Below are 15,803 nucleotides of genomic sequence, written 5' to 3'. Positions count from 1 at the left end.
GTTTTTGATGTCTATTAAAATGGACCCTACCGGATTTGAACCGACGACCTCCTGCATGCGAAGCAGGCGCTCTCCCAACTGAGCTAAGGGCCCAATACACTTTTAGTATACCGCAAAATGCTAGTCGTGCAAGTCTAGTTTGGTCATCAATGGCGACTAGCACGATGATTTTGATTGCCACGAATTTTATGCACTCGTCGTTTGTACTGTGCTTTTTGGTTGCTGACAAACTTGAAGTGTTGCATTTTGCCGCCGAAGACTTGACCATTCAGCCTTAATTTTAGCCAATCTTGCATAACGGCCATCATTGAATTAATTTGGGTGATCCGTAATTTGTCATGTTGTTGTTGTGCTAGTGGTAATAAATTAGTAGCTAACTGATTAACTAATTTTTGATGGTAGGCCATTAATTCGGGTGTTAATGGGGCATCGGTATAAGTATTAAATAATTTTTGGATTGTTTGAAGTGCATCTTTGATGTCGGTTGGTTGATAATAACGATTGTCTGTATTCGTCAAGTTAATTTCCCCTTTGTCATTTTAGTATAGCAAATTTTATTTAAAAAGCATGGTTTAGCGTGGTCAAAGTCAGCGGTGGCGGTTACAATAGGGATAAATTTAGGAGGTGCGCATCATGACCACAGTAACCGCATTGGAAACTCAAGCAGGCCAAGTCTTGGATCAGTCCTACGCCCAGTTTAAACAAGCCCAGTTGGCGCTGGGCAAAGAGCAGATATTTGCTAATGCTGCTCAGATTTTTACGGTCGGTGAAATTGCTGCCGCGACACGGCAATATTTATTTGACGAAGAGATCGCACAGCAAGTGATCAAGTTGCAAGACCAGGTATTACCGACCATGTATCAACAGGGACAAAGTGGCGAATTCTTGAAGTTGAACTTTACGGGTAATGATATTCGATGGCTATTAGGATTACCGCGAACGCATCATCGCCAACGAATATCTAAATAGTCCAAATTAGCCGAACGTTTGGTCGTAATTAAATTGAAATTTAACCGAATTTCCAGGAATTGTCACTGGAAATTCGGCTTTTTAAAATAAAAATAACTTTTTTTCGTCAAAGTTGCTAAATAGTTTCAAATTTTAGTAATAAAACGATGCCGGTATGATAGGGTTTCAGCGCGAAAATGTTACGATGGCTAATTATTGTTACGGTTTTGTAACTTTCGTAACATATTGTTATTTTGCTGGTATTGGTATGTAACACAAATTGAGTAGTATAGACGTTGGCTTGAAGTACATACGTGACATTCTTTTTGGAGTGATCATTATTAAAGTGAAAGTAAATATTAAACAAGTGATGTTAGGAACTGCTGCTTTAGCTGGTATGTTAGTTACTAGTCAAGCAGTTGCCAATGCCGATTCAATGACAATCAAAGCAGGGGATACTGTTTGGGCGTACGCACAAAAGTACCATGTTTCTGTTGACAAGATTGCTGAAGCTAATGGCTTAAGCAACCCTAACTTAATTATTGCTGGTAAAACCATCAATATTCCTGGCGTTAAAACTGGTGAAAAGGTTACGACTAAGACGACCACTGCTAGTGCAAGCAGTGCTAAGTCAACTAGTGCCGCAACTTCAACTAGTTCACAAGCTACTAGCGCTGCTGCTACCAGCTCATCAACTACTAGTGCAAGTAGTACGAGCCAAGCAGTATCAAGTAGCTCAGTAGCTGCTCAATCAAGTAGCACTTCAACTGCTAGTGCAAGCAGTGTCACTTCAAGTGCTTCAACGAGTTCAGTAGCTTCACAAGCTAGCTCAAGTGCTGTAACTAGTTCAGCAACTTCACAAAGCTCAGCTAGCCAAAGTTCAGCTTCACAAGCATCACAAAGCTCAACTTCAGTAGCATCGTCTACTAGCACGACTGCAACTAGTACGCAATCAGCTGCTACTTCAACGAGCTCACAAGCTAGCTCAACTGCAAGTAACACGACTAGTTCATCAACAACGACTGCTACTGCAACGGCCTACAGTGCTTCAGCATCAACTAGTACATCAACGACTAGTTCAACTGCATCATACAGTTCAGTAATTGCTGCTGCTAAGACCTTCATTGGCACACCTTACGAACAAATGGATTGTTCTGCATTCACGCAAGCTGCCTTTGCTAAGGTTGGTCGTTCAATCGGTCGGACCACATATGCTCAAGCTACGATTGGTACTCACGTATCATTCAGCCAAGCCCAAGCTGGCGACTTGATTTTCTGGGGTTCTGATTCAGCACCTTACCACGTTGGGATTTACTTAGGCGGTGGCCAATACATCGCTTCACCAACTTATGGTGAAACTGTTTCAATTAAGAGCACAGCTTACTACACACCAAGCTTTGCTATCCACATGTAATTAATATCCCTTAAATGGATAAATAGCATCATCCCGGTTCGTCAGAATCTGGATGGTGCTATTTTTTGTATACACGAGTGATAATAATTGTTTTCTGAAGTTTAACTATTTTATCAAAATAACGTGATGATTCAGTGTGTGAATCCGTATTTCTTAGGTGCCGCGTCATGATGATAGACAATGTGGGCTTGGTTTAAGTCATGGACAGCCTTGGTCAGGTCATCCATGAAATCGTGGGCCATATTCATGCCAAAGTCAGCCCGAACGACGATTCGTTGGATGACTTGTTGTTCCAGATTAGCAGGTAAAGGATACGTTGGTACTTGCCAACCGTTCATTAATAGGCGATCCGATAAATCATAAAGGGTCCATTCACGATCTTCGCGCGGGGCTAGTTGGTAACAAATCAGGGGGAGTTGGTGTCCGTTATTGATCATCTTAAACTCACCAACTTTATCCAGAGCGGCTGCCAGGTAGCGGGCAACATCGTGAGTCTTTGTTTGAATCTCGCGGTAACCGTCCATACCAAAGCGAATGAAATTATAGTATTGTCCAATGAGCTGGGCTGCACTATGTGAGAAGTTGATCGCCATTGTCGGCAACTCCCCACCTAAATAACTAACTTTGAAGACTAATTCTGGCGGTAAAAACTGACGATCACGCCAAACGACCCAGCCGACCCCGGGATAAACTAAACCGTACTTGTGTCCGGAGGCGTTGATCGAAACGACGTTAGCCAACCGGAAGTCCCAGATGAGTTGCGGCTCAATAAATGGGGTATAGAAGCCACCTGACGCTGCGTCAACGTGAATGTAGACTGGTAATTTGGGATGCTGATGATTGTAGTGAGTAACGACCTTATCGAGTGCGGCTAGGTCGTCATATTGACCGGTATAAGTGATGCCCATGATACCGACGATACCAATTGTGTATTCGTCCACGTAGTCTAAGACGTGGTTAACGTCAAGGGCCATGTGTTGCTCATCCATTGGGACCACGTGCATGTCAACGTCCCAGTAGACACAAAACTTTTCCCAGCAAACTTGATAGCCAGCCGAAATAACGAGGTTAGGTCGATGGGCATTCAGATCTAAACCTGCCGCTTGAGCGCGTTTACGCCAGGCGAATTTCATTGCTAAACCGCCTAACATACAAGCTTCAGAGGAGCCAATCGTAGAGGTACCCGTAAAGTGTTCGTCATCAGGTGCGTGCCACAGATTGGCAATAATGTTCACACACCGATTTTCAATCTCGGCCGTGCGGGGGTACTCAGATTTGTCGATGGCATTCTTAGCCAGCGTATCCTTCATCAATTCAACGGCTTCGGGTTCCATATAGGTCTGACAAAAAGTTGCCAGGTTCAGTCGTGAATTGCCTTCATCTAATAATTCATCACGAACTAAGCGATCGGCTTCTCGAGGGGATAATGAATGCTTTGGTAACCGATACTTAGGAAGATCATGTTGTTCAGAAGGCGCACCAAAGACTGGTTCCAAGTATTCTTCAGCTTCATGATTGTGTTTACCGTATAACATTGCCATGTTGGTCACCCTTATCTTTATAAGTTGTGCCGAGTATAGCACGAGGTGATAACAGGGTAAATTAAAATGCAATCTGGATGGTAGGTAACAAAAAAACTGGTCGAATGGACGACCAGTTTTTAGTGAGGATCTTTGCGCCAATTAGGCTTTATCGCTGAACTAGCAGTTAAGCTTTGGCTTTGCTATTCATGAATTTCTTCAACAGTTGCAATTCTTCCTGAGTTGGCGTTGCTTCACCAGATTTAATGTTGTGAATCCGTTCAACTGATAATTGACTGCCAAACGCAAGGTCGTTATCTGTAAGATGGTGCTCGCGTTCAAAACTGATGAGCTTTTCTGATAATTGACTTAATGGTAGTTCCATGCTCCTCACCCCGATTTTTAGAATTCGTAAAAGTTCAGTGCCATATACCTGCTACTTTTATTATAACCTTAATTGGTCTGAAGCGGGGAACGAATGCCATCCTATTTTGTAATTGGTTGTTTTAATTGATCTTGTAGGTGGACCAGAATATCAATAATCTCATGGGGAAGCTGGTCATGATTGTTGTGTTGATATTGATCAATGAAGTTAGCCCGAATTCCTAAACGAGTGGCGACCAAGTTACGGTAGTCTGCATTGGCATAATCAACTGGGAAATCAGCTAACTTTAGGTTTTGCATGTGCTCCAAGCCTGCGAATGACTCCCACTCGGTCGTATCATTGACAATGGCTTCCAGCGCACCCAAGGTAACTTCCTTAGGAATCTTCTTATCGCCAAAGAAGCCAGTATTCAATAGATAACAATCTAAATGGCGTTCTTCGAAGAGTGCCTTGAAATCATGGTAATCTTCTGATAGTGGATAGACCCTAAATGGGTTTGCAAATGGTTCGATCACTAGGGCGTTACGGTCGACATTACCAATAATATTTTCGGCCGAGCTCCGTTTGGTCGCTAAAGTGGCGCCGAATGTCGCTGCTAATACGGGATCATCTACTTTAATCACGGGTGGTAAGCTATCATCTTTCATAATCCAGAAGATTGCATTGATGGGAGCGGCTTCCTTATCAACCCGGTTAGTCGAAGCGTACCGTGACTTGATCGTCCGGCCGTTACCGTTGCGCAGATCTTCAGTGACAAGGACCTTGCGACCCTGATCGTCTAAGGTGACGCCGACGTTTTGGATCGTCATAAAATACTTGGTCTCATCGGACGTCATCGGATAGTCGTTGGTTTTGTCAAAGTAAGAAGGCTCGAGGGCCACGGAACTACCATCCTTGCGATTGATGACAAAGGCGTCGTCGTGGAGAACGGTGATATCGTATTTATAGCCGTGTTTAGCGTGGGTTAGTGTTGACTTACCGGAACCTGATAACCCGAACATGGCGAAGACTTGGTCTTGCTTGTCCTTGAAGTGGAAGGCCTTCAAGCCACCGTGACAAGCAACGAAGCCGTGACGATGGGCGATCGACCAAGCTAAGGTCAAAGTCGATTTCTTCAACTCACCAAAGTATGGCATTCCTAGAATGGCAGCCGTATTATGTTGCGGATCAAAAATAGCCAGGCCGTCTGGATAATCTGGATCATGGTAAGTAGGGTCAGCGTAAATGTAAATATCGCCTTCTGGATAAGCAACGGACCGATCGAACATTTCTTGATAAGCAGCGGTGATGGGCTGGAAGTTAAGCATGTAAGAAAGTAGATTATTGGCAAAACCGTCCGGAATCGCGAGGTGGGCCCGCACGATGAAGTCTTCGTCTAAACCGACCAGAACGTCCGTCGTGATGAAGTCCTTGTGAGCACTAGCAAATAGTGCTTGGCGTAGGCGACCGGCCATATCGGCTTCGCTAACGCCCGGGTTGCCTAGAATCCGGCGCGCTTGTGCGGTTCGGCCAACAACCTTACCCGTATTGGCAATCAACATTTTTGCATCAGCTGGTAAGCCTAAATCCGTTGCGCGATAGATTGGGAGGTCCGTAATAACGGTTCCGGGGTCCTTAGTAGCGCGGTGGTAAGCGGCAGCGATATCATCAACGTGGTGCATATTATTACCGTAAAAGGCCGTTTCGACGGTAGAACGGATCTGTGAAAAGATCGGATTATGGCGACCGATATCGGCTAATTGATAAGAATTTTTAGTGCTCATATTGTAGCCTCCCTGCAAGTTGATAAGTTAATTTTAGCACAAACTTTCACATAAGAAAGCGTTTTCTTTTTTGGCTGATGAATAGCTGCTAGTGCGTTTAGACGATTAAGACGTTAAGCCGCAGTGGTTGTTAACTAACTTGTAGTTGGAAGTACTCGCGGATTTTATTGATAAGTAATGATCATTTTGATAGTTGAGGCTGTTATTAATTAACTTTCCAATTAAATTATCACTTGCGTTCAAAGCTATATTAGTATAGTTTATTAAAAGAGAATGATTGAAAATCAGTGATAGGGAGGCACCTTTCTTGCCACGAAGAAGGAACACGCAACGGCGAATGGAGATTGTTAATACAGCGTTTCGCTTGTTTGCCGAGCAGGGGTATGCGAACGTTCAGATGAAGGACATTGCCATTGCCTGTGATATCAGTAAGTCGTTGCTACAACACTATTTCCCGAAGAAAATCGTTTTATTAAGTACGATGTTAAATGAGTTGACGCTTAGTGCTTTTATCTATAGTAATGAACAGCTGACCATGCTGTCTTCGTATCAGCGAACAATGATTCAAATGAGCTTTGTTTTGCGGATGTTAGATGAAAATCCGACCATGGAACACTTTATTCAGGACATCTTCGAGAGTCCGGAACTGACGACTGAGATGGTGCTAGTGACACTAGACTGGCTAGAAGCTATCGGCGTAGAAGGTGAAGCTGCTATGATTAGATACGCGTTGAACTTCGCGTTATCTGGTGGTATGGCTGTTTTTTTCAAGCGTAAAATTCTAAGAGCTAGTGTTGGCATGATTGCAGAAAATATCGACCAAGCGTTTTACTTGTTATTAGGTGAGAATACTGAGAAAATTGATCAAATTTATTTGAGCACAGCCAAGTATAATACTGACTATTATTATCAGCAATTCATCACGTATCTGCATAAACACGCGACCCTTGACTTGAGTACTGAAATAAAAATTTAATATTAAAGTAATCTAAATTACTTGTATTTCGTAAAATATACTAGTACACTTTAAAGCGGGGAAATGATAAACGACGCTTACTAATTTATGAAAAAAGTATGGGGCGAATTATGATTGGGAATTTAATGATAATTCGACTAGTGAAAGGGAGACTTGAATAATGAATGAAGATATGGAATTTTTTAATCGCTTTAGCCATATGTATTTACATGGCTTTAAAAACTTATCAGATATGTTTGCTGAACCTGCAACGGAACATGGGATTACTTTGGATGAATTTTACATTTTATATGATATTGCTGAAGCAAAAGGTAAGATCCGTCTGATGGATATTGCCGAAAGTCACGGTGTGACGCGTTCAGCAATCTCACGCTTAATTGGTCGCTTATTACGGAAAGATTACTTATATCAAGAAGCTGAAGACCATGACCGTCGTAACAAAGTTTTAAAGTTAACACCAGAAGGCGCTCGGATTGAACATGAAGTCTTTACTGAATTGATTCAACGCAACCGGGAATGGCGTCAAAGCTTCAGTTTAGCTAAACAATATCAGACTTTGAACTTGGTTGAAGAGTTTATGGACAAGTTTGTTAATGAAGATGCTAGCAAGCAAACTAAAAAGACAACGTATGCTGATACTGATTTGAAGCGGGCTGAAGCTTAATTGAGTGTCAGTTACAATTAAAGATAATTACAAAAACAACCCTGTTGGCGTCTTTTGGTGCTAACAGGGTTGTTTTTATAATCATTAATGACCACTGATCGTGATTCGGAAATGATCAAGACGATAGGTGCTATGAAGTCTCGATGGTAATAGGTGTCAAGCTGGTTGTTTGCGCTATCAGATATAATCCGTGCTTGTACTTAAAATAAGACTTATTAGTAATTATTTTTGGAAAAAGTGAGCGCTTACTGTTTGTATAGTAGTCACATTGATTGGGTGATTTGTATAAATAAGACGAGCGGACAAATACTCGTCTTACTCATATGAACTTTGGTTGCCTTTTAACCTAATAGCGCGTTCAAGGTTTGGTTAGGAGCTTGCTTGATATTGCAGAATTAATATCAAGTTTAAGAGTGATTAAACTTATATGCGAATTTTAAAACACAAAAAAATATTTTATTGTACAAAGTAAATATCCTATTTATTCTTCTTTATAAAAAATTTGATTCAACTCGCGATATTTACTCGGAGTAATATCGAATTCTTTTTGAAACTGGCGTGCAAATTCGGCGCTATTGTAGAAGTTGATTCTTTCTGCAATTTCACCTATAGGAAGATGGGTATTAATTAATAATTGCTTTGCTCGCTGTAATTTAGCGTGGCGAATGTAGAAGTTGATGGTAAACCCTAGTTCTTTACGAAATTTACGCTTAGTGTATTCAGGATCTAACGTCAGTTCTTCTAAGATGGTATTTGCTCTTAATGGCTCATCACAATGATTATCAATATAATAGACAACTAGCGCGACTTGCTTAGAGAGGCGGGTACCATCAATTGGAATATCAAGTGTATCAAGATTGCTAAAATAATTGTTAACGATTGACTCTAAAAGTGGCATAAAATCATCATTCGTTAGTGTTGTTGTTGTGAGGTAATGCAAAATGTCCTTTCTTAAGTTAACGAATGTGATCATGTTCAAATAATGATAAAAGCTGACACTTGCTAGATCACAGGTTAGTGAAATTAAGGCTTCTTTTAGAATGAGTGGGCGGACGTTGTATAAGTTATCCTTGATTTTGTGATTAAATCTATTGATATGTTCCAAGGCGTAGTCAAGACAACGCTTTTCGAAAAAATAACTTAAATCATGTTCCAATATAGCAAAATCAAAATTGAAATCGCGTTCTGTTTGAGAAAGTTTGAGCTCTGGAAAATTCAATGGACAGTTCCTCCCCCATAAGTTACAAAAATAGTGAATTTTATACAAATAGTAAACGTACATAATAGTGTACTTGATTAACTTTAATTGGTATGCTTTAATTGGTTCAAGGATAATGACTGATTTAAGTTATCCAGTATAGACATATAAATATTCTTCGTCAATTAGTTTGCTAAAAGTTTATTAATAAAGGTGAATTTATAATATTGATTTAAATATTAATATGTTTGTACAAAAAGGTATTACGCGCTATTGATGAAGAAGATTAATATGCTAATTAAATTTTAGGGGGAATTGACTTATGACAAAGTCACGTACGCTCAAAGCAGCTATGCTGGTTTCAGTAGCCAGTATTGCTTGTTTATCATTCAATAATTTAGGAGCTTCCGCGGACACCTTGCCTTCAACTGGAAAGTCTCAAGCAGATGTTTCGTTTACGTCTAACGGTGGTTCGACTAATCCTGTTGATCCAGACAATCCGGATAATCCTGGCGGCGGTGGTACTGGGAACAACGGGCCACTTTCGTTAGATGCGGTACCAACGTATCTTAATTTTGGGACGCATACGCAACCTAATGTTGATACGGCCTACACTTTACTTTCAAAAGATGCTAGTCAGGAGAGCCTTGCGACAGCTAATGATGATAAGACCCAAAATGTGACGACTAGTGGTAAGAAAAATGGTAATGATATCATTTACACGCAAGTTTCTGACTCACGGGGGACTGGTGCTGGCTGGCAATTAAAGGCACAGCTTTCTGATATTACGGCTTCTGACGGCCAAGTGTTAACGAACGCGTCAGTTGTTTTAAGTGGTGGGACACCACAATATCTGACAGGGGAAGCTAATCAACAATCTTGGGTCACTGCGGCGGATGCGAACCAGGCAACCGTTGCAACACCAATTGTGCTCAATGCCGGCGCTTCATCGACAACCGATGTTGCAACAGCCACGGCAGGGTCTAAAGTTGGTGACGGTCAAGGTATGGGGGTCAACCAACAATACTGGAATATTAATAATGTGCAATTACATGTTAAAGGTGGTCACGCAGCCGCTAAGAATTATTCAGGGAATATTGTTTGGACATTGAACTCGACACCAACGGCTTAATGAACGAAAACGAGTGGCTATGTTGAATAGTTAACTCGTTTTTTTGAAGGGAGGCCCTTTTATGAACGGCTGGAATAAGAAGCTATTATTAGGGATGTTAACCCTAATAATGACTTTGTTGGCTGGTATGACTGTGATTGGCCATGCTGCTGACACGGCCAATAATGCGGTAACTTTTGATGTTCAGCCAATGCTTAATGAAAAGCAACAATTATCAAAGGACGCTTATTATTGGGATTTTAAAATTCAACCGAAGAGAACATATTCGTTAGCGATGCGTGTTAATAATCGCTCAAATCATGAAATTAAAGTCAAAAATCAATTCCTACAATCGTATACTAATGCGAAAGGTGTTATTGATTATGGTGCTGCTAATCTGAATGATGACACTAGTTTAAAAGTAAAACTAGCTGATATTATTACCGTACCGAATGAGGAAACGACGATCCCAGCTAATAAATCACGGATCGTGCGGGCACAGTTAAAAACGCCAACGAAATTGAACAAAGGGATTATTTTAGGAAGTTGGCAAGTTAAAATTGCAGATCAACATCTTAAAACCAAGGGGGCGACGTTAACTAGCGAATATGCCTACAATGTGGGGATCAAACTAACGTCAAATCGTGATCCATTGCCAAAATTACGCTTGGCTGATGTTCAATTAAAAAAGCGGAGTGGCATCAAGACAGTTATCGGTAATATTCAAAATTACCACGCTTCAATTCTAGGAAAAGGGACTGTCACTGCCTACGTTAGCAAAGCTGGGCAGACCAAAAAGCTCGCGGTGGCTGATCTAAAAAGTAGTTCGATGGCTCCTAATTCTAACTTTGACTTACCGTTAAAGTGGCGTACTAATCGGGGGATCATTTTACCTGGGACTTACACTCTATACGTCAAGTATCGAACTACGGATGAAAAGTTCGCTAAGCCGCATGTCTGGTCGCTAAAGCAAGATTTTGTAGTTGGCGCTACGGATGCTGTTAACGTCACGTCTCCAACTACTTGGGGTTGGTTGATTGGTATCGTGTTGTTAGTATTATTGCTCATTGCTTTAATCATATTCTGGGTAATTAAACGGCGTCAAAATAAGCGCTAAGGGGTGATACTATCAAAAAGCTAAGAGCAATTGTTGTCATATTGATGGTATTGTTACAAGTCATAGCCGCTGGTGCAACGGTAAGCTTAGGCGCTGATATGACCGCTCAAGCAGCTACGTTACCACAGTTAACTTTTGCAAAATCAACGGCTAGCGATAATATTTTAACGAATCAACATTTTGATGTTGAACTACAGGTTGGTGATACGGCCTCTAAAATAAATACGATTGATTTACCGAACGAGGTTAATTTAGATGGGCCAGAGGAGTTTAAGCAAATAAAACGGGTTTTCGATGATAGTCAGTACACAACGGGGGATAATGGTGCCTTTACAATTACGGCTAAGCATCTGACAGTTGCGTACAATCCTGATAAGCGCAGGATAACGGTTCAGTGGTCAGATGAATATCCGCAAACGAAGGTACCAATTAGATTAACAGCTGTTAAAGCAGAAAAACTGGCGTTAGTTGCTGTAGCCGATGATCAAAAAGGGCCGGCGTTGAATGTCGAGATTAAGCAACCACAAACGCAGGCTGATCAGGCCAGTACGAGTTCAGCTAGTTCTTCAGCGGCAACCGATACAAATAGTTCGACGGCATCGTCAAGTCGACAAGCGACATCATCAGCAGCAAGTTTGGACAGTTCACGTTCAGCTGCAACGACGCTTTCAAGTCAGGCGGTAAACCAAACGAGTGCTAGCAGTAGCGAGCCTTCACAAGAAACTGCTGCTAGTCAATCGTCAGCGGTCACGGAATCTGCGGGTGGGACAACTGATAGTTCGGCCAGCATCTCGTCGTCATCCACTGCTAGTCAAGTGTTCTCATCAGCATCAACTAAGCAAGCAACTGCGAGTGCCAAATCTAGTCCATTAATACCAGTCACTCGGTTAGCTCAGCTGAGTTCGAATGTGGTTGATGTTAGTACATGGTCTCAATTAGTCGATGCTTGGAAGAATGTGAGTGTTGATGAAATTAATATTACGGCTGATATTAGTAATCCGACTGCCGCTGCAGGGTCTTTGGACTCACGACTATCCGGTAATATTATTGTGAATGGGAATGGACATAGCGTTAATACTGGATCTGCTGGGTTTCACACTAGGTACAACGGTGCTACCAGTAGTACGAAATATACAGCGACCTTTATGAATTTTGCATCATTAATCGGATCTTTTGGAAATGATGCGGGTTTGATTGGCTCATCCACCGGTGGCGATGGTGCCGGAGGGGCTTTGAATTGGACATTTAATGTTAGTAATATTACGGTCCCAAGTGGGACTAGTTATACCAACACAAGTCGGCGATTTGTCAGTGCGCAAGGGAACCAAGTCAATATTACCGGCAATTGCCGAGTAACAACGGTTCGAGAAAACATCTTATGTGGTGGCCTTGATGTAGCTGCTGGACAGATATTCACTGGATCGAAAATAGCCAATGGTGATGATAATTCATTTATCTGGTTTGTTTATGACTATCAAGGAACTGGTAATCGGCAAGTTAATGTTGAAGAAGGCGCGACGCTAAATTGTATTCGACGACCTGCTAGTTCTACGTCAACCGCCTATACTACCTATCCGGTTATTTTTGATGCGTATGAAAGTATTAATGTGGGTAAAAATGCCACGTTTAATGCTAGCGTTCCAGGAAATGCATACTCTAACAAGTACTTTTATGGGTCACAATATCATCGTAATTTTTACGCGGATACTGGTAGCACCGTTAATCTAACGTCACTAGCTAGAAGTCAATCGCCAATCTCTTTTTCTGATAATGCAACTTCGACGATTCAAAGTAGTAGTGGTGCCAATATTTATGTAATTGCTGCTACGGGAGCACCGCTTATTTCGGGAAATTACGCGCGTTTGGCTACTGTTCGATTTATTAATCCGAACAACTTGGATTTACGTAATAGCTCAACTGGAACGACTGCAGCGGCTAGTTCGATTAACCAAGATAATGTGGGCACTTTTGAAATCCAAGATAGTAATATTAGCTTGTGGAAATTAGCTTCATCGGTTACGGGTGGTGCGGATTATTCGTATAGCAACGTATCTCAGTTATTACAACAGGGTTCAGCGGTAACAGCTACGGATAGTAATTTGCAAAGTAATTATTTATCTTCTAAAATGCGTCGGATTAGTGCCACTAACCAGAAGCCACAATTAGCATTCAGTAATCCGTATGATGGGACAACCAAGTTAACGGATGCGGATCAGCAACTGCGGACCCGGGTCATTGTGGCGATGGTTCCCGATACTAATGGTGTTCAAGATGACGGAACGGTTAATTATATTCCACAGTATGCTAGTGCAGGGCAATTAACCGTGAGTTATAGCGTTAATGGTAAAACAATCACTGCCCAAACTGATAGTAATGGCTACGCAACAGCTAATGTCGGGACCTTTTTAAAAGCTGGAACGACGGTCACAGCATCGACTAGCAATACCAGTGGAACGACGGTCACGGCTACCGGGACGGTGGTTGATGTGACGCCGCCTAATCCGGCCACAATGGTATCACCGGACCCCATTAGAGTTTCAACAGGAACGGTGAGTGGTCAAAATGGAGAGCCAGGTGCGCAGGTCACATTAGCATTGAATGGGCAGATTCAAACTAATGTCAAAACGGTTGTCAATGCCAATGGGACTTGGTCACTGAACTTAACCGGATTATCGTTAAAAATTGGTGACAAGATTATTATTTATATGGCTGATAGTCTAGGAAATCGTAATCCTGATCCTAATAGTTATCCAAATGGGCAGCAGTATCATGATGCGACTTTCCAACCAGCACCGATATTTACAGTAGCTAAGGATTTAATCGTCAATCCAATTGATCCTGATGATCCTAGCAAGCCTGGGACTGGCGGGACGAACAATTTGGGCCCATTATCGTTGGACGCTGTACCTACACATTTGAACTTTGGACAGCACAGCATTCCAACAATGGATACAGCGTACCCATTGTTGTCACCATCAGCCGCTGAAGACCAATTGGCTACTGCTACTGATGGACAGAAGTATGCAACAGTTGGTGGTCAGAAAAATGGGCAGGATAGTGTGTATACACAAGTGACTGATACACGGGACACCCCAAGTGGTTGGCAATTGACGGCCCAATTATCAGCGTTGACAGCTACTGATGGGACGACCATGACGGGTAGTTACGTGACGTTAACATCAGGAACAGCGCAATATTTGAATGCTAGTACTAGTAAATGGGTTACGGCAACTGACCAAAATCAGGCAACCTTACCAGCCGTGATTAAGTTAACCCCAGGTGCTACCCAACAAACGTTAATAGCTGGGACGACTAGTCAACAAGGCGTCGGGACTAATCAACAAATTTGGAATGTTAATAACGTTGCGTTGCACGTCAAGGGTGGTCGTGTGATGGCTAAAAATTATTCTGGAACTATCACTTGGCAATTGAATAGTTTGCCAAGCCAGTGATCGTTATTTAATGGTATGCTTCAAGGCTTAAAAAGAATTGGACGACAAAACTGATTGCGGTTTTGTCGTCCAATTTTGAGTATCCGAGATTAATAATTAGCCAAAGATTGATTTGAAAATAGAGCTGAAGAAGTTAACAATCGCGCTCCACATTTTTTGGAGCAAGTTTTGATTTTCTTTAGTATTGAGTTTGCTGAAGACACCCTTGGCATTTGATTGAATGTTCTTCATCAACGAGTTGGCTTGAGTCTTAAAGCTTGAAGAATCTAATGCACCTGAATCACGGATCTTGACTAACAAATTAATAATTTCAGTCTTTTGATTATTAGTAATGACATTTGTTAAATTGTTATTGGTAATTTGTTGATTGACAATGGTCGTGATTTCGTTTTTAGTGATGTTACTTCCTTTTTGGGCCATTTCCTTTTTGGCACCAGCCACAGCGTTGTTCAACTGGGAATCAGTATAACCATCCTTGCTCTTATTTGCTTGGGTGATGCCACTGAGAGTACTTAACTCATCTTGGGCGGCGGTTACTTGCTTCGTGTTTAAGCTGTTACCAGATTTTGCGTACGCTGCGTAAACACCGGCTAGTGCGCCCGAACCGTCGATTGGAGTAGCTGATGTGACGTAAATATTAGCATCGGTAATCCCAGCCGTTAGTGCGGCGTTTTTATACTGGTTAGCCGTAATAGTGGTGATGTTATTACTACCATTATAATTTAAAATTTTGACATTAATTCCAGAACCAGAACTTGTTTTTTGAATCATCGCACTGGACCACACACCTGAGCTACTTGTGAAACTTTCACCGGATGGGTTGAGGTATTTAACTAGAGTATCGCCGTTAACAGTTAGCGTCTGATAATCGGCACCGTTCAAGCTAGCCGTTAACGTGTTGATCGTCCCAGTCTTTTGACTGCTAGTCAGGCTACTGCCTAATGTGACAATTGGTTCATCGCTGCTACTGTCAGCGTGCGCAAGGACTTGCCAGCTGCCAATCCCAACGATCAGGGTGGCAACGAGGGCAACCCATTTAAATTTGAAACTCATTCGTTTCGTCATTTTCTTTTCCTCCGCATCTTAACTAATGCACCTAAATCCTAACATGAACCGTTCGCTCCCGGGTTGTACAGTGGCAACTAGCGATTGCAAGGTTAGGTTATGTCATTATTATAGCAGATCGTGGTCGTAAGTTAACATTCGGCGCGTAACCTTGGGAGAGTCCTAAGTATTTTAACAATTTGTTTATTAT

General features: G+C 41.9%; 13 protein-coding genes and 1 tRNA gene. 7 read left to right on the top strand and 7 right to left on the bottom strand.

Translation table 11 applies throughout. The annotated features are described in order from the left end of the window. Positions 1-20: 20 nt before the first annotated feature. Together ACWQAU_RS13500 and ACWQAU_RS13495 are read right to left on the bottom strand one after the other, a co-directional pair. Positions 21-93 (bottom strand) — tRNA-Ala (locus ACWQAU_RS13500). Between the two features lie 53 nt (positions 94-146). Further along, a complete protein-coding gene (locus tag ACWQAU_RS13495) occupies positions 147-518 on the bottom strand; it encodes a hypothetical protein (RefSeq protein WP_003643535.1) in 372 nt (123 codons plus the stop codon). Between the two features lie 115 nt (positions 519-633). Between ACWQAU_RS13495 and ACWQAU_RS13490 the strand changes: the two genes are divergently transcribed. Continuing rightward, complete coding sequence (locus ACWQAU_RS13490; protein ID WP_003645529.1) at positions 634-969, top strand: hypothetical protein; 336 nt, start codon at positions 634-636, stop codon at positions 967-969. A 325-nt stretch (positions 970-1,294) separates the two neighbouring features. Beyond that, a complete protein-coding gene (locus tag ACWQAU_RS13485) occupies positions 1,295-2,362 on the top strand; it encodes a C40 family peptidase (protein ID WP_013356016.1) in 1,068 nt (355 codons plus the stop codon). A gap of 131 nt (positions 2,363-2,493) precedes the next feature. Here ACWQAU_RS13485 and ACWQAU_RS13480 read toward each other — a convergent pair whose 3' ends face one another. The 3 genes from ACWQAU_RS13480 to ACWQAU_RS13470 form a co-directional block, all read right to left on the bottom strand. Next, a complete protein-coding gene (locus ACWQAU_RS13480) occupies positions 2,494-3,897 on the bottom strand; it encodes a glutamate decarboxylase (protein ID WP_027821649.1) in 1,404 nt (467 codons plus the stop codon). A gap of 172 nt (positions 3,898-4,069) precedes the next feature. Next, the gene (locus tag ACWQAU_RS13475) at positions 4,070-4,267 is read right to left on the bottom strand and encodes an LBP_cg2779 family protein (protein WP_003643006.1); all 198 of its coding nucleotides are present in this window, start codon (positions 4,265-4,267) and stop codon (positions 4,070-4,072) included. Positions 4,268-4,368: 101 nt separating this feature from the next. Beyond that, positions 4,369-6,030, bottom strand: a complete 1,662-nt coding sequence (locus ACWQAU_RS13470) for a phosphoenolpyruvate carboxykinase (ATP) (protein WP_022638664.1) — start codon at positions 6,028-6,030, stop codon at positions 4,369-4,371. A 337-nt stretch (positions 6,031-6,367) separates the two neighbouring features. On the opposite strand from ACWQAU_RS13470, the gene ACWQAU_RS13465 reads away from it, so the two are divergent. Together ACWQAU_RS13465 and ACWQAU_RS13460 are read left to right on the top strand one after the other, a co-directional pair. Next, positions 6,368-7,006, top strand: a complete 639-nt coding sequence (locus ACWQAU_RS13465; protein ID WP_003645533.1) for a TetR/AcrR family transcriptional regulator — start codon at positions 6,368-6,370, stop codon at positions 7,004-7,006. Positions 7,007-7,166: 160 nt separating this feature from the next. Next, a complete protein-coding gene (locus ACWQAU_RS13460; RefSeq protein WP_003643528.1) occupies positions 7,167-7,670 on the top strand; it encodes a MarR family winged helix-turn-helix transcriptional regulator in 504 nt (167 codons plus the stop codon). 481 nt (positions 7,671-8,151) lie between these two features. Here the strand turns inward: ACWQAU_RS13460 and ACWQAU_RS13455 are convergent, their stop codons facing one another. Further along, entirely contained in the window at positions 8,152-8,889 is a 738-nt protein-coding gene (locus ACWQAU_RS13455) for a helix-turn-helix transcriptional regulator (RefSeq protein WP_003643527.1), read from the bottom strand. A 301-nt stretch (positions 8,890-9,190) separates the two neighbouring features. Here ACWQAU_RS13455 and ACWQAU_RS13450 point away from each other — a divergent pair, with 301 nt between their 5' ends. From ACWQAU_RS13450 to ACWQAU_RS13440, 3 genes are all read left to right on the top strand, one after another. Continuing rightward, positions 9,191-10,000: a WxL domain-containing protein gene (locus tag ACWQAU_RS13450; RefSeq protein ID WP_003643001.1), complete on the top strand. Its 810-nt coding sequence runs from the start codon at positions 9,191-9,193 to the stop codon at positions 9,998-10,000. Positions 10,001-10,061: 61 nt separating this feature from the next. After that, a complete protein-coding gene (locus ACWQAU_RS13445) occupies positions 10,062-11,096 on the top strand; it encodes a DUF916 and DUF3324 domain-containing protein (protein ID WP_003643000.1) in 1,035 nt (344 codons plus the stop codon). Between the two features lie 44 nt (positions 11,097-11,140). Further along, positions 11,141-14,548, top strand: a complete 3,408-nt coding sequence (locus tag ACWQAU_RS13440) for a WxL domain-containing protein (RefSeq protein WP_033608026.1) — start codon at positions 11,141-11,143, stop codon at positions 14,546-14,548. A 96-nt stretch (positions 14,549-14,644) separates the two neighbouring features. Here ACWQAU_RS13440 and ACWQAU_RS13435 read toward each other — a convergent pair whose 3' ends face one another. Further along, positions 14,645-15,613: a DUF1002 domain-containing protein gene (locus tag ACWQAU_RS13435; protein WP_003643525.1), complete on the bottom strand. Its 969-nt coding sequence runs from the start codon at positions 15,611-15,613 to the stop codon at positions 14,645-14,647. Between the last annotated feature and the right edge of the window lie 190 nt (positions 15,614-15,803).

Source organism: Lactiplantibacillus sp. 3062 (assembly GCF_055413545.1).
Note: the sequence above shows the minus strand (reverse complement) of the source record. Positions and strands in the feature narration are given on the sequence as shown.